The sequence below is a fragment of the Chthonobacter rhizosphaerae genome (genome assembly GCF_013839525.1).
In the GTDB taxonomy this organism is placed as follows: Bacteria; Pseudomonadota; Alphaproteobacteria; order Rhizobiales; family Pleomorphomonadaceae; genus Chthonobacter; species Chthonobacter rhizosphaerae.
The window spans coordinates 78,597-93,506 of sequence record NZ_JACDIS010000012.1 but is presented as its reverse complement, the minus strand read 5'-3'; the positions used below and the strand labels follow the sequence as shown (position 1 = coordinate 93,506).

Genomic DNA, 14,910 nt, shown 5'->3' with positions numbered 1-14,910 from the left:
GCGCCGTCCGCGCGCCGGCGGAGCAAGCCGCACCAGACGGCAGCCTTTTGAGAAGACGTCCCCCATGAACATGCTGAACCAGTCCGTCGCTCTTGCCGCGCCGATCCTGGAGATGCGCGGCATCTCCAAGAGCTTCCCAGGCGTGCAGGCCCTCGCCGACGTGGCGCTCACCCTGCGCCCCGGCCGGGTAACCGCGCTCATCGGCGAGAACGGCGCCGGCAAGTCGACGCTGGTGAAGATCCTCACGGGCATCTACCGGCCCGACGCCGGCGAGATCCTGATCGACGGGACGCCCACGCGCCTCGAGACCGCGGCCGACGCCCAGGCCGCCGGCATCACCGCCATCCACCAGGAGACGGTGCTCTTCGACGATCTGTCGGTGGCGGAGAACATCTGGCTCGGCCACGCGCCCAGGAACCGCCTCGGCCTCGTGGACTGGTCGGCCATGCGGGCCCGCTCGGCCGCCCTCCTCCACTCGGTGGACGCCGACATCGACCCGCGCACCCGCCTGAAGGACCTCTCCATCGGCCAGCGGCACCTCGTCGCCATCGCCCGCGCCCTCTCGGTGGAGAGCCGCGTGGTCATCATGGACGAGCCGACGGCCGCCCTCTCCCACAAGGAGGTGGAGGATCTGTTCCGGATCATCGGGCGGCTGAAGGCGAAGGGAAAGGCCATCCTCTTCATCAGCCACAAGTTCGAGGAGGTCTGGCGCATCGCCGACGACTTCGCCGTCTTCCGCGATGGCAAGGCGGTCGGCGCGGGCGGCCTCGCCGACGTGACCCACAGCGACCTCGTGCGCATGATGGTCGGCCGGTCCGTGGACCAGGTCTTTCCGAAGACGCCCGCGCGCATCGGCGAAACGATCCTCAAGGTGGAGGGCTACTGCCACCCGACGGAATTCGACGGCGTCTCCTTCGCGCTCCGTCGCGGCGAGATCCTGGGTCTCTACGGGCTTGTCGGCGCCGGCCGGTCGGAGCTCTGCCAGGCGCTCTTCGGCGTCACCCGGCCGAGCGCCGGCGCGCTGACGCTGGAGGGCCGGCCGATCACCGTCCGCTCGCCGGCGGAGGCGATCCGCGCCGGCATCGTCTACGTGCCCGAGGAGCGCGGGCGCCATGGCGCCATCCTGCCCATGGCGATCGTGGAGAACGTGTCTCTGCCCTCGCTTCACCGCACGGCGCGGCGCGGCTTCATCCGCATGGCCGAGGAGTTCGCCCTCGCGCGCACCTACGCGGAGCGGCTGGACCTGAGGGCCTCCTCGCTCAGCCAGCCCGTCGGCACTCTGTCCGGCGGCAACCAGCAGAAGGTGGTGATCGGCAAGTGGCTCGCCACCGGTCCGAAGGTCATCATTCTCGACGAGCCCACCAAGGGCATCGACATCGGCTCCAAGGCCGCCGTCCACGCCTTCATGAGCGAACTCGCCGGCGAGGGCCTCGCGGTCATCATGGTGTCGAGCGAGATCCCCGAAATCCTCGGCATGGCCGACCGGGTGGTCGTGATGCGCGAGGGCCGCATGGCCGGCGCCTTCGACCGGGAGGGCCTGACGCCGGAAGTCCTCGTCCGCGCCGCCACGGGCAACGAGGGAGGCGCGTGATGGGTGGTGGACCGGTCAAGCGCGCCGCGAAGTCGGTGCGGTGGGGAGAAAACAAAAGCGCTGAACGCCCACCCATCATGGTCCGAGCGGGGACTTGGCGCGACGGTGACCGTGAAGCCGTTCCGGCGAACATGGCCTCCACCTTCGCGGACCATGACGCTGGAGCGGTCGCCCTCCCCTCCGCCTTCGCCCTCCGCTCCGCGTCCGCCGCATTCGGCTCCGGGAACCTCCTGCCATGCTGAAATCGCTCTTCGCCCGGCGCGAGGCGCTGCTGCTCGTCGCGATGGCGCTGCTCCTCGTGGTCATCACGAGCCGCTTCCCGGCCTTCGCGAGGCCGGCGAACCTTGCGGCCGTGTTCAACGACACCGCCATCCTGATGATCCTCGCGCTCGGCCAGACGGCGGTGATCCTCACCCGGTCGATCGACCTTTCGGTCGCCGCCAACCTGGCCTTCACCGGCATGATCGTCGCCATGCTGAACGAGGCGAACCCGGACCTGCCGCTGGCCCTGCTGGTCCTCCTGTCGGCCGGCGTCGGCCTCCTGCTCGGCGCCTTCAACGGGCTGCTGGTCTGGAAGCTCGACATGCCGCCGATCGTCGTCACCCTCGGGACGCTCACCATCTACCGGGGCATGGCGTTCGTGGTCTCCGGCGGCGAGTGGGTGAACGCCCACGAGATGACGCCGGTGTTCCTGGAGACACCCCGCACGCTGGTGGCGGGCCTGCCGGTGCTGACGTGGGTGGCGCTCGCCGTGATCATCGGGGCGACCGTCCTCTTCACCCGCACCAACGTGGGCCGCGCCTTCTACGCCACCGGCGGCAACCCGACCGCCGCGATCTATGCCGGCGTCGACGTGGGGCGCACGCGCTTCCTGGCCTTCTGCCTGTCCGGCATGCTGGCCGGCCTCTCCGGCTATCTCTGGGTCGCCCGGTACGCGGTCGCCTACGTGGACATCGCGGCCGGGTTCGAGCTCGACGTGGTGGCCGCCTGCGTGATCGGCGGCGTCTCGATCGCGGGCGGCATCGGGTCGGTCGGCGGCGCGGTCCTCGGCGCGCTCTTCCTCGGCCTGATCAAGAACGCCCTGCCGGTCGTCAACGTGTCGCCCTTCTTCCAGATGGCCATCTCCGGCGCGGTCATCATCGCCGCCGTGGCGATCAACGCCCGGGCGGAGCGTCGCAAGGGCCGCATCATCCTGCGCCCGACCGGCGCCACCGCGGGAGCCGCCTCATGACCACCGCCGCCTCGCCCACCCGCCGGACGATCCCGGACCGGCTCGACGGCCGGATGTCGCGCGCGCTGAAGAGCTGGGAGGCGCTGCTTCTCGTCGTGGCCGTGGCGATCTTCATCGCCAACAGCCTGGCGTCCCCCTACTTCCTCGATCCCTGGAACCTGTCGGACGCCACGTTCAACTTCACCGAAAAGGCCGTCATCGCCGTCGCCATGGCCTTCCTGGTGATCGCCGGCGAGATCGACCTGTCGGTCGCCGCCATCATCGCGCTCGCCTCCACCGCCATGGGGGCGGCCGCCCAGATGGGCGTCGGCGCGCCGGGGCTGGTCGCCATCGGCCTCGGCGTGGGGCTTGCCTGCGGGGCGTTCAACGGCCTTCTGGTCACCCGCTTCGGCCTGCCGTCGATCGTCGTCACCATCGGCACCATGAGCCTCTTCAGGGGCATCGCCTACGTCACCCTGGGCGACCAGGTCTACAAGGGATACCCGGCCGACTTCGCCTGGTTCGGCCAGGGCTACGTGTGGTGGGTGATCTCGTTCGAGCTCGTCTTCTTCCTCGCCGTTGCGCTCGTCGGCGGCATCGTGCTCCACCGCACCACCTTCGGCCGCAAGGTCTACGCCATCGGCAACAACCCGCTCGGGGCCACCTTCTCGGGCATCCCGGTGGAGCGCATCAAGTTCACCCTGTTCCTGATGACGGGGCTTGCCGCCGGCGCCGCCGCCGTCATGCTGACCTCCCGGCTCGGGTCCACCCGGCCGTCGATCGCGTTCGGCTGGGAACTGGAGGTCGTCACCATGGTGGTGCTCGGCGGCGTCAGCATCCTCGGCGGGTCCGGCACCATCCCGGGCGTCGTCATCGCGGCCTTCGTGATGGGGCTCGTGACCTTCGGCCTCGGCCTTCTCAACGTGCCGGGCATCGTCATGTCCATCGTGATCGGCGCCATGCTGATCACCGTCATCGCGCTGCCGATCCTCGCCCGCCGGGTCGCCGCCCGTCGCCAGTCGTCCAACCGGGGAGCCGCCTGATGACCGATCGCTCCACCCACGAGAAATACGCCTTCAAGATGATGCTGAATCCCGGCATGGCCGAGGACTACCGGCAACGGCACGACGCGATCTGGCCGGAGCTCGCCGCCCTTCTCAGGGACGCCGGGGTGAGCGACTACTCCATCCACCTGGACGAGGAGACGAACATCCTGTTCGCCGTCCTCTGGCGCCGGCGCGACCACGCCATGGCCGACCTGCCGAACCACCCGGTGATGCGGCGCTGGTGGGCGCACATGCGGGACATCATGGCGGTGAAGCCCGACGACGAGCCCGTCGCCGTGCCGCTGCGCACCGTGTTCCACATGGACTGACGCCGGAGAGCCCGATGACCCGCCTCGTGGCCGTGCTCGACATCGGCAAGACCAACGCCAAGCTGGTGGTGCACGACGTCACGACCGGCGCGGACGTGTTCGTCCGCACCACGCCCAACAAGGTCCTGCCCGGCCCGCCCTATCCGCACTTCGACACGGACGGCCTCCACGCCTTCGCGCTCGCCTCCCTGAAGGCGGCCGCGGAGGAGCACCGGATCGACGCGGTTTCGATCACCACCCACGGCGCGTCGGCGGCCCTGATGGCGGGCGACGACCTCGCCCTGCCGGTGCTCGACTACGAGCATGACGGCCCGGACACCCTCGCCGACGCCTATGACGCGGCACGGCCGGCCTTCGCGGAGACCTATTCGCCGCGGCTCGCCTGCGGCCTCAACGTGGGCGCGCAGCTGTTCTGGCTGGAGCGGGCGTTTCCGGAGGCGTTCGCCAGGGTCACGGCCATCGTGCCCTATCCGCAGTACTGGGCCTTCCGGCTGACCGGCGTGCTCGCCGCGGAGGTGACGTCGCTCGGCTGCCACACGGACCTCTGGCGGCCCGCGACGGGCGCGCCCTCCTCGCTGGCGGACGCGATGGGCTGGGCCGGGCTGCTGCCGCCGGTCCGCTCCGCCTTCGACGCCCTCGGGCCCATCGCGCCGGCGATCGCGGCGCAGACCGGCCTGCGGCCGGGGACCCCGGTCCATTGCGGCATCCACGACAGCAACGCCTCGCTCCTCCCGCACCTCCTCACCCGCGAGACGCCCTTTTCGGTGGTGTCCACCGGCACCTGGGTGGTGATCTTCGCGGTCGGCGGCGAGCCGAACGGCCTCGACGCCGCGCGCGACACCCTCGCCAACGTGGACGCCTACGGGCGGCCGGTACCGGGCGCGCGCTTCATGGGCGGGCGCGAGATGGAGATGCTGACCGCCGGCAAGGCCGAGGCGCCGGACGCCGCGACCGTGGACCGGGTGATCGCCGACGGCGTCATGGCCCTGCCCACCTTCGTGCCGAAATCCGGCCCGTTCCCGTCGAAACCCGGCCGCTGGACACGCGACCCCGGCACCCTGTCGCCGGCCGAGCGGACGGCGGCAGCGAGCCTCTACGCCGCCCTGATGACCGCCACCGGCCTTTCGCTCGCCAACGCCGACGGGCCGATCGTCGTGGAAGGGCCATTCGCCCGGAACCGCCTGTTCGCCGCCGCGCTCTCCGCCGCGGCGGGGCGCCCTGTCCTGCCCTGCGAGGGCGCGACCGGCACCAGCGCCGGCGCCGCCCTCCTGGCGCTCGGCCCGGACGGACGGCCGGCGCGGCTGATGGAGCCGAACCCGGTCGAGCCGCTCGGCGGCGGCTTCCCTCAATACGCGGACCGCTGGCGGGCCGCCGTGGCGGGCTGAGACCGGGCGCGGCCCGATCTGCGCCTTGCCGCGTTCCCGGGCACGCCCGCCTTGCTCCGGCGGGCGGGCCGGCGTACCGGAACCGGATCGGACGAGCGTTCCAACGAAGGATGATTCGGGTGGCGGACGGGCTCTTTCTCGGGATCGACGGCGGCGGAACGGTCTGCCGGGCGCGGCTGGCCGACGCCTCCGGCCGGGTGCTCGGCGAAGGGGCCGGCGGCCCCGCCAACATCACCACGGCCTTCGACCTCGCGATCGAGAGCATCCTCACCGCCAGTCGCGCCGCCCTGGCGGCGGCCGGCCTTGGCGAGGAGGCCCTCGCCCGCACCAGCGGCGGATTCGGCCTCGCGGGCGGCAACGCGCCGGTGGCGGCGCGGCGATTCCTCGCCCATCCGCTGCCGTTCGCCCATGTGGCGGTGGCCTCCGACGCGGATATCGCCTGCCTCGGCGCCCACGGCGGCGGCGATGGCGGCATCCTGATCCTCGGCACCGGCAGCCAGGGCGTCGTCCGCGTGGGCGACCGCACCGCGACCGTGGGCGGCTGGGGCTTCATGGTGTCGGACACCGGGTCCGGCGCCACGCTCGGCCGCCGGGCCCTTCGCCGGGCGCTGCTCGGGTTCGAGGACGTGGAAAGCCGCTCGGCCTTCACCGACGCCCTGATGGCCGTCTTCGACGACGACCCGGCCGGCCTGCTCGCCTGGAGCCTGACGGCGCTGCCCCGCGACTGGGCGCGCCATGCCCCGCTGGTGTTCGAGCACGCCCGCGCCGGCGACCCGATCGCCCTCATGCTCGTGCGCCAGTCGGCCGACGACATCGGCCGCCTCCTGGACCGGATGATGCAGCTCGGCGCCCGCCGGATCTCGCTCATGGGCGGCGTCGCCGAGCCGCACCGGCCCTACCTCCACGCCCGGTTCGAAACCGTGCTGGTGCCCCCCCGCGGCGACGCCCTCGACGGTGCCCTGACGCTCGCGGGCTTGCCCAGGGCGACCTGAGGCGCTTCTTGGAGCATTCTCCGACCAAGGTGCACGACCTGATCGATGAGAGAATGCTGCAAGGTATTCACCTGGAGCGATTTCTTGTCGACCTGACGATTCCGTCCGGTCGGAAAGCGGTCTAGAGACGAGCGGGGGCGTTCGAGGCGACGCGACGAGGAGTTGCTGACAATCATGACCCACCAGACCGCCATGGCGCGCGAAACCGCCGAGGCCCCGGAGGCCGTCGCGCGGCTCATCGACCGCGAGCACGGCCGCATCGCGGACCTCGGCCGCCGCATCCGCGAACTCGATCCGCCGGTGGTGGCGACGTGCGCCCGCGGCTCGTCCGATCACGCAGCCGGCTATCTCAAATATGCCCTGGAACTGACCACGGGCGTTCCCGTCGCGTCCATCGGCCCGTCCGTCGCGTCGGTGTACGGCGCGCCGCTGCGCCTGACGGGCGGCGTGCTCGTCACCATCTCGCAGTCCGGCAAGAGCCCGGACGTGGTGGCCCTGCAGGCGGCGGCCAAGCGCTCCGGAGCCCTGACCGTGGCCTTCGTCAACGTGGAGGCGAGCCCGGTCGGCGAGGCGGCGGACGTCACAATCCCGCTTCACGCCGGGCCGGAGACGAGCGTGGCTGCCACCAAGTCCTTCATCGCCAGCGTGGCCGCCGCCGCCGCCCTGACGGCGGCCATCACGGGCGACGCGGCTCTCGAAGCCGCCGTGCGCCGGCTGCCGGAGACGCTGGCGGGCGCCCTCAAGACCGACTGGTCGGCCGCGGACGAGACCTTCCGTACCGCCGGTTCGCTGTTCGTGGTCGGCCGCGGACCGGGCTTTCCGATCGCCCAGGAGACCGCCCTCAAGGCCAAGGAGACCGCCGCCATCCATGCGGAGGCCTTCTCCACCGCCGAGGTGATGCACGGGCCGCTGCGTCTGGTGGAGAACCGCTTCCCGGTGCTCGCCCTGGCGCCAGACGACCGGGCCGCCGAGGCGAACCGCGACGGCATCGGGCGCCTGATCAAGGCGGGCGGCACCGTGTTCACCGCGACGGCCATCGACATGCCGGGCACCCGGCTGGCGACCATGCCCACCGGCCACGGCCTCACGGATCCGATCTCGATCGCCCTCTCCGTCTACAGGTTCATGGAGCGGGTCACCCGGGCGCGCGGCCTCGATCCGGACGCGCCGCTCAATCTCGCCAAAGTGACGGAGACCGTCTGATGGGCGTCGTGGAGGCGCTCGTCGGCGCGACCGTGTTCGACGGCGAGACGCGGCGGCACGGCGTCGCCGTGCTGGTCACCGACGGGCGCATCGCCGCCGTGCTGCCGGAGCACGCGGTGCCGGCCGGCGCCGTGGTCACCGACCTCGGCGGCGGGCTGCTGACGGCCGGCTTCATCGACGCCCAGGTCAACGGCGGCGGCGGCGTGATGCTGAATGACGGCCCGACCGCCGACGCCATGGCGGCCATCGCCCGCGCCCATCGGCCATACGGCACCACCGCCCTCCTGCCGACCCTCATCACCGACACGCCCGCCGCCACGGCGGCCGCCATCGCGGCGGCGATCGAGGCGGCGCCGACCCGTCCGGGAGTGATCGGCCTGCACCTGGAAGGCCCTCATCTCGCCCCGGCGCGCCGAGGCGCCCATGTGGCGGAGCTCATGCGGCCGCTGACCGAGGCCGACGCGGACCAGCTGGTCGCCGCCACCGAGGCGATCGGCGTCCTGATGGTGACGGTCGCGGTGGAGCAGGCCCCTCCCCGGCTGATCCGCCGGCTCGCCGACGGCGGCGTCGTCGTCAGCCTCGGCCACACGGACGCCACCTATGACGACGTCGTGCGCGCCGTGGACGCCGGCGCCCGAGGGGCGACCCATCTCTTCAACGCCATGAGCCCGCTCGGCCATCGCGCCCCCGGCATGGCCGGCGCGGCGCTCGACGCCGGATCGCTCTGGTGCGGGCTGATCGCCGACGGCCACCACGTGCATCCGGCGACGCTCGGCATCGCGATCCGGGGCAAGCGCGGACCGGGCCGGTGCTTCCTGGTGACCGACGCCATGTCGACCGTCGGGACCGAGGGCACGACCTTCCTGCTCAACGGCCGGACCGCCAGGCGGGAGAACGGCCGGCTGACCCTGGACGACGGGACCCTCGCCGGCGCCGACATCGACATGGCCGCCTCGGTCCGTCTGCTCGTGGAGCGGGTGGGAGTCGATGCGGACGAGGCGCTGCGGATGGCGAGCGCCTGGCCGGCCGACTACCTGGGCATCGCCGAGATGCGCGGCCGCATCCGCGCCGGGCTCCAGGCCGACCTCGTCCATCTGTCCGACAGGCTGGAGGTGAAGGCCACCTGGATCGCGGGGGAACGGGACGAGGCTTGAGGTCGTCCAGGATCACGCGGCTCTTCGTCTCCTACCGGTATCCCTGCTCGCCGGGCTTGTGGAGCTTCGGGCCGCGTTCCTCGATCTTCTCCGGCGCCAGATCCACCGGCACGTTCGGTGCCTCGGTGATGGTCGTCCAGCGCGGGGCCGGGTTGTAGGCCCACTTGACGGCGTTGCGGAGCACCTGCCGAACGTTCGGGTCGTAATAGGTCGGGTAGGTCTCGTGGCCGGGGCGGAAGTAGAACATCCTGCCGGCGCCGCGTTGCCAGGTGAGGCCGGAACGGAACACCTCGCCCCCCTGGAACCAGGACAGGAACACCGTCTCCATCGGCTCCGGCACCGAGAAGGGCTCGCCGTACATCTCCTCGTTCTCCAGGACGAAGCTCTCCGGCAGGCCGGCCGCGATCGGGTGGCCCGGATTGACGGTCCAGATGCGCTCGCGCTCTCCGGCCTCGCGCCACTTGAGGGCGCAGGGCGAGCCGGTGAGGCGCTTGAAGATCTTGGCGAAATGACCCGAGTGCAGGACGATCAGCCCCATGCCCTGCCAGACGTGGTGGGCGACCCGCTCCACCACATGGTCGGACACGTCGCCATGGGCCTTGTGCCCCCACCACAGAAGGACGTCGGTGACCGCGAGCCGCTCCTCGGTGCAGCCGTGTTCCGGATCCTGCAGGGTGACGGTGGTGGCCTCGATCACCTCGTCCTCGTTAAGGCCGGCCGCGATGGCGGTGTGCATGCCGTCCGGATAAATGGAGCGGACCGTCTCGTTGAGGGTCTCGTGGACGTTCTCGCCGAAGACGAGGGTGCGGATGGTCATGCGTCTCACCTCGACAGTCTCGGATCGGGGATCGCGGCCTCGCGGGCGGGCCGCTTCCAGGGAAACGGCACGCCCGCGGTTTTGTTCGCATCGCCAAGCAAGAGTTCAGCGCTGCGGTCCCTGACGCTCCGCGGAGGCGGCCCAGATGTTGACGCCGCCCTCCACCGCGTGGGTGTCGATCTCGGCCAGGTCCTCCGGCGAGAAGTCCGGGTTCTTCAGCGCGGCCACGCAGTCCACCACCTGCTCCGGCCGGCTCGCGCCGATGAGCGCCGACGTCACCCGGCCGCCGCGGAGCACCCACGCGATGGCCATCTGGGCGAGGGTCTGGCCCCGCCGCTCGGCGATGGCGTTGAGGGCCTTAATGCGGCGGAGGTTGTCCTCCGACAGGAAGCTCTGCTTCAGGCTGCCGTTCTTGGCGGCCCGGCTGTCTTCCGGCACCCCGCCGAGATACTTGGTGGTGAGCATGCCCTGGGCCAGCGGTGAGAACACGATGGAGCCGATGCCCTCGCCGTCCAGCGTGTCGAGGAGGCCGTCGTCCTCGATCCACCGGTTGATCATGGAATAGCTCGGCTGGTGGATGAGGCAGGGCGTGCCGAGCCGGCGCAGGATCGCGGCCGCCTCGCGGGTGCGCTGGGCGTTGTAGGACGAGATGCCGGCGTAGAGCGCCTTGCCGGACCGGACCGCGTGGTCGAGCGCGCCCATGGTCTCCTCGAGCGGCGTGTTCGGGTCGAACCGGTGCGAATAGAAGATGTCGACATAGTCGAGCTTCATCCGCCTAAGGCTCTGATCCAGCGAGGAAAGCAGGTACTTCCGGCTGCCCCATTCGCCATAGGGGCCCGGCCACATGCGATAGCCGGCTTTGGTCGAGATGACGAGTTCGTCGCGGTAACCGGCAAAGTCGGCCCTCAGGATCTCGCCGAACGCGGTCTCGGCGGAGCCCGGCGGCGGGCCGTAGTTGTTGGCGAGATCGAAATGGGTGATGCCGAGGTCGAAGGCGGTTCGGCAGATGTCGCGGGCGTTGGCGAACGACTTGTCCTCGCCGAAATTCTGCCAGAGGCCGAGGGAGACGGCGGGCAGGTGCAGGCCGCTGCGACCGACCCGGTTGTAGATCATCTCGCCATAGCGTTCGGGATTGGGCAGGTGGCTCACGGGGGCATGCTCCTCATCGGGACGGGCCGGCATGGCGGCCGGGGCCGGACTATGGAGCTTCCCCCTCCCGTCGCGCAATCGATGGTTCCGACGAGTTCCGGACAGGCGGTCCGACTGCCTCCGACGACCGGACCGCCTGCCAAGCTCTTTCAGGCAAACACGAAATCGGACGACGAGAGGACGAGCGCGTTGGCGCCCGTCAGCCGTATCGTGTCGTCGGTGCCGGCGACGCCGATCACCTGGTCGGAACCGGAGGTGGCGAAGGTGAGGGATCCGAAGCCGAGACCGAGGCCCTTGAAGCTGATCCGGTCGAGGCCCGCGACGAAGTCCGTGATGGTGTCGGAGCCGAAATTCGCCGCGAACCGGAACAGGTCGGAGCCGCTCCCACCCGTGAACATGTTGTCGGCGGTGTCGCCGGCGAGGATGTCGGCCGCGCCGGACCCGATCACGTTCTCGATGGAGGCGAGCACGTCCCCCTTGGCGTCGCCGTTCTTCTGGGCCGTGGTGCGGCTGAGGTCGACGTCGACGCCGGCGGCGGACGCCGAATAGTCCGCCGTGTCGATGCCGTCGCCGCCGAAAAGCCGGTCCGCACCGCCGCGCCCCGCCAGAATGTCGTCGCCGGCGCCCCCGACGAGGACGTTGGCGAGCGCCGAGCCGACGAGCCGGTCGGCGTGCCCGGACCCGGTGACGTTCTCGATCCCGACCAGGATGTCGCCCGCGGCGTCGCCGCCCGAACCGGTGCCGGCGGCGAGGTCGACCGTCACTCCCACCGATGTGGCCGTATAGTCGGCCGTATCGATTCCCTTGCCGCCATCCAGGCGGTCCGCTCCGGCGAGGCCCGCGAGGGTGTCGTTGCCGGCGCCGCCCGTCAGCACGTTGGCGTTCGCGTCGCCCGTCAGCGCGTCGTTCCGCCCCGAACCGACGATGGCCTCGATGCCGGAGAGGACGTCTCCGGCCGCGTCTCCGCCGCTGCCGAGGCCGGAGGACAGGTTCACCACGACGCCGGCGCCGGACCGCGTGTAGTCGGCAGTGTCGTGACCGTCGCCGCCGACCAGGTTGTCCCCGCCTCCAGCGCCGGTCAGACGGTCGTCGCCGGCCCCGCCGGTCAGCGTGTTCGCGGCCGCGTTGCCCGTGAGCACGTCGCCGAACGCGGACCCGATGGCGTTCTCGATCCCGGTGAGCTTGTCCCCCTGGGCGAAGCCGCCCGTCTGGGCCGCCTTGGCAAGGTCCACCCGGACGGCGGCGGTCGAGGCCGCGTAGTCGATGGTGTCCACCCCGGCGTCGCCGGCGATCTTGTCCGCGCCCGCGTCCCCCTTGATGATGTCGTCTCCGCCGCCGGCGGTGATCGCGTTGACGCCCGCCGTGCCGGCGAGAGTGTCCGCGTGGGCGGAGCCGGTGACGTTCTCCACCGCGATGACCGTGTCGCCGTCCGCGAAGCCGCCGGACTGGGAGCCGCGGGCGAGGTCCACGTCCACGCCGGCGCCGGAGGCCGAGTAGTCCACCGTGTCGATGCCGGCGCCGCCGTCGAGCTTGTCGGCGCCGGCGCTGCCCATGAGCCGGTCGTTGCCGGCGAGGCCGTAGAGTTCGTCCAGGAGGGCGACGCCGACCAGGGTTTCGGCCCTGGCGGTTCCGTTGCGGACGGTCGCGGGCAGACTGTCGGAGCCGCCGTCGTCTCCGCCCCCGTCCGCGGGGTCGTCGGCGACGGGGGACGGTGCGGTGCCGTCGAGGAGACGATCGGCGGCGAGCTGGCCGTCGGCGAAGCGGAACACTTCCACGTTGCGGACCGTGTCGGTGCCGTCCCCGGCCGCCGCCCCGGTGCCGACGACGGTGTAGACCACTACGCCGTCGCCGCCGGTCGCCTTGCCGATGGCGTAGTCCCTGAACGCGCCGGAGAAGACGACCGTGTCGGTTCCGGCGCGCCCGTCGATGACGTCGTCGCCGCCCCCGCCGGTGAGCCGGTTGGCGCCGGCATTGCCGGAGAGGGTGTCCGCGTGGGCGGAGCCGATGACGTTCTCGATCGAGATCAGGCTGTCGCCCTCGGCGTCGCCGCCGGACTGGGTGACGGTCGCGAGGTTGACGAGGACGGCGGCGGTGGACAGGGCGTAGGCGGCGGTGTCGATGCCCGTGCGGCCGTCCAGGATGTCGGCGCCGCCCCCGCCCGTCAGCGTGTCGTGGCCGCGCATGCCGACCAGGTGGTTGGCGCCGCCGTCGCCAGTGAGGCTGTCGGCGCCGTCGCCCGCGACCACGTTCTCGATCGTCGTGCCGGCCGCTATGGCGACCCGCTGGACGCCGCCCCAGTGGACGGTCCGGCCGGCGAGGCTGACGGTCACCGCCGCCGATTGGCCGGCGAGGTTGATCCAGTCGGTGCCGCCGTCGTCGTCGGCGAGGATGGCGCGCGAGGCCGAGAGCGCCAGCATCTCGGTGAACTCGTTGGTGTAGTGGTAGACGTCGCTGGCGCTCGGGGCCGAGCCGTAGGCGTCCAGCCGATAGCCGGCGATCGAGCCGGTCCTGCCGGCGCTGGTGTCGGTGATGCGGACCGTCCAGACCCCGGCGCTCGAGGAGCCGCGCAGCGCCTCGGAGCCGAAGGTCCAGGTCCAGTTGGTCTTGGCGATGTCGTCGCCCGCCATGGGGGAGAGGACCGTGGAGGCGGTACCGTCCGGGGCGATCAGCTCCACCCGGAGCTCGGTGACGTCCGCGTGGGTGAGCGTGAGCGTCAGGTCCGCGTGCTCCAGCACCACGTTGGTGCCGACCGCGACGGTGAATTCGGTGACGCCGTTGTCGGCGAGGGAACGGTTGAGGGTGCCGCTCGCGGTCGCGACCTGTTCGTTGGCCGACGTCTGGGCGGCCCCGAACAGCGCCCAGGCCTCCGCGTAGCGGACCGCCTCGTAGGCGTCGACGAGGCCGTAGCCGACGTCGTTGGAGACGTGCATGCCGCCGCCGTCCACGTTGCGGGCGCCGTTGATGGACCAGCCGAACCGCATCTGGCCGGAGGCGCCGCCGAACAGGCTGCCGGAGGTCTGGTCCGCCGTTGTGGCCAGGATAGTCTGGACGTCGCGCCAGCCGAGGCGATTGCCGGACGCCTCCAGCATCAGGGCGGTGACGCCGGCGACCACCGGCCCCGCCGCCGACGTGCCGGCGAAGGAGGAGGTGGTGTCGCCCCAGCCGTAGCCGGCGGAACCGGTCTCGTCGGTGGTGACGACGCCGGCCGATCCGGAGACGAGCACCGAAGCGCCCCGGTTGGAATAGGAGGCGACGTCGCCCGACTGGTGGATCGCCCCGACCGTGATGGTGTAGCGGCTCTGGTTGAAGCCGGAGTAGTTGGAGTCCGTGAAGCTTTCGCCGTCGTTGGCGGCGGAGTTGACGATGATCGTGCCGAGCCCGCCCCGGCCGGTGTCGGCCGACGACTTCAGGCCGCCGTGGAAGGTGGCGCCGAAGGCGGACGCCGGGGAGTCTGCGAAGCGGCCGGTCCACCCCCAGCTGTTGTTGACCACGTGGAACTGGCCCATCCAGGCGGTGGAGGTGGCGAGATGGGAATAGGCGCTGCCACCGCCGAGGATGTCGACGCCGGTGATCTTCGCCGAGGACGCGATGCCGGCGCCGCCCGAGCCGTTGTTCGCCACGGCCGCGATGATGCCCGACACCGCCGTGCCGTGGCTCTGGCTGCCGGAGGCGCCATGCGGGCTCAACCGCGTTCCGCCGACGGTGTATTCCTTCGACGCGTCGTAGTTGGCGGAAAGATCCGCGTGGGTGGTCTCCACCCCGTCGTCCCAGATGCCGACCGAAACGCCCGCGCCGCGGTACTCTCCATTCAGCTTGTCGAGGCGGATCTGGCGATGATGCCACTGATCGGACAGCAGCGGATCGTTCGACGTGTAAGTCGACGACATGAAAGGCAGGCCCCCGTCACATGCAAAGCACGAATACTGACGGTGTAGCGCCTGCGTCTTCAGGATCGGTTCGACGGCGGGTTCGCAATCGAGACGAGTTCGAGCGGCTGTCTTGAGGTGTTCTTAACGAACGCTGGCGCGAGCCGC

General features: G+C 71.3%; 11 protein-coding genes. 8 read left to right on the top strand and 3 right to left on the bottom strand.

The window, feature by feature from the left end:
- Positions 1–64 precede the first annotated feature (64 nt).
- From HND91_RS18595 to nagA, 8 genes are all read left to right on the top strand, one after another.
- On the top strand, positions 65–1,591 hold the full coding sequence (locus HND91_RS18595; RefSeq protein ID WP_181708101.1) for a sugar ABC transporter ATP-binding protein: 1,527 nt from the start codon (positions 65–67) through the stop codon (positions 1,589–1,591).
- A 235-nt stretch (positions 1,592–1,826) separates the two neighbouring features.
- A complete protein-coding gene (locus tag HND91_RS18590; RefSeq protein WP_181708100.1) occupies positions 1,827–2,822 on the top strand; it encodes an ABC transporter permease in 996 nt (331 codons plus the stop codon).
- Positions 2,819–3,844 carry an ABC transporter permease gene (locus HND91_RS18585; protein ID WP_181708099.1) on the top strand — a complete coding sequence of 342 codons (1,026 nt, stop codon included), beginning with the start codon at positions 2,819–2,821 and terminating at the stop codon, positions 3,842–3,844. The genes HND91_RS18590 and HND91_RS18585 overlap by 4 nt, the downstream gene beginning before the upstream one ends.
- Positions 3,844–4,176, top strand: a complete 333-nt coding sequence (locus HND91_RS18580; RefSeq protein WP_181708098.1) for an L-rhamnose mutarotase — start codon at positions 3,844–3,846, stop codon at positions 4,174–4,176. Before HND91_RS18585 ends, HND91_RS18580 begins: the two co-directional genes overlap by 1 nt.
- A gap of 14 nt (positions 4,177–4,190) precedes the next feature.
- A complete protein-coding gene (locus tag HND91_RS18575; RefSeq protein ID WP_181708097.1) occupies positions 4,191–5,561 on the top strand; it encodes an FGGY-family carbohydrate kinase in 1,371 nt (456 codons plus the stop codon).
- 119 nt (positions 5,562–5,680) lie between these two features.
- Positions 5,681–6,553, top strand: a complete 873-nt coding sequence (locus tag HND91_RS18570) for a glucosamine kinase nucleotide-binding domain-containing protein (protein ID WP_210272789.1) — start codon at positions 5,681–5,683, stop codon at positions 6,551–6,553.
- Positions 6,554–6,724: 171 nt separating this feature from the next.
- Entirely contained in the window at positions 6,725–7,756 is a 1,032-nt protein-coding gene (locus tag HND91_RS18565; RefSeq protein ID WP_181708151.1) for an SIS domain-containing protein, read from the top strand.
- Entirely contained in the window at positions 7,756–8,910 is a 1,155-nt protein-coding gene (gene nagA / locus HND91_RS18560) for an N-acetylglucosamine-6-phosphate deacetylase (protein WP_181708095.1), read from the top strand. The genes HND91_RS18565 and nagA overlap by 1 nt, the downstream gene beginning before the upstream one ends.
- A 31-nt stretch (positions 8,911–8,941) precedes the next feature.
- Here the strand turns inward: nagA and HND91_RS18555 are convergent, their stop codons facing one another.
- From HND91_RS18555 to HND91_RS22895, 3 genes are all read right to left on the bottom strand, one after another.
- On the bottom strand, positions 8,942–9,727 hold the full coding sequence (locus tag HND91_RS18555) for a ThuA domain-containing protein (protein WP_181708094.1): 786 nt from the start codon (positions 9,725–9,727) through the stop codon (positions 8,942–8,944).
- A 105-nt stretch (positions 9,728–9,832) separates the two neighbouring features.
- Entirely contained in the window at positions 9,833–10,876 is a 1,044-nt protein-coding gene (gene mgrA, locus HND91_RS18550; RefSeq protein ID WP_181708093.1) for an L-glyceraldehyde 3-phosphate reductase, read from the bottom strand.
- A gap of 149 nt (positions 10,877–11,025) precedes the next feature.
- Positions 11,026–14,763, bottom strand: a complete 3,738-nt coding sequence (locus HND91_RS22895) for a S8 family serine peptidase (RefSeq protein WP_281379131.1) — start codon at positions 14,761–14,763, stop codon at positions 11,026–11,028.
- Positions 14,764–14,910: the final 147 nt, after the last annotated feature.

Bases quoted from the DNA above. Each gene is read 5' to 3' on its own strand.
- HND91_RS18595 (WP_181708101.1), top strand. From the start codon at position 65: ATGAACATGCTGAACCAGTCCGTCGCTCTTGCCGCGCCGATCCTGGAG.
- HND91_RS18590 (WP_181708100.1), top strand. From the start codon at position 1,827: ATGCTGAAATCGCTCTTCGCCCGGCGCGAGGCGCTGCTGCTCGTCGCG.
- HND91_RS18585 (WP_181708099.1), top strand. From the start codon at position 2,819: ATGACCACCGCCGCCTCGCCCACCCGCCGGACGATCCCGGACCGGCTC.
- HND91_RS18580 (WP_181708098.1), top strand. From the start codon at position 3,844: ATGACCGATCGCTCCACCCACGAGAAATACGCCTTCAAGATGATGCTG.
- HND91_RS18575 (WP_181708097.1), top strand. From the start codon at position 4,191: ATGACCCGCCTCGTGGCCGTGCTCGACATCGGCAAGACCAACGCCAAG.
- nagA (WP_181708095.1), top strand. From the start codon at position 7,756: ATGGGCGTCGTGGAGGCGCTCGTCGGCGCGACCGTGTTCGACGGCGAG.
- HND91_RS18555 (WP_181708094.1), bottom strand. From the start codon at position 9,727: ATGACCATCCGCACCCTCGTCTTCGGCGAGAACGTCCACGAGACCCTC.
- HND91_RS22895 (WP_281379131.1), bottom strand. From the start codon at position 14,763: ATGTCGTCGACTTACACGTCGAACGATCCGCTGCTGTCCGATCAGTGG.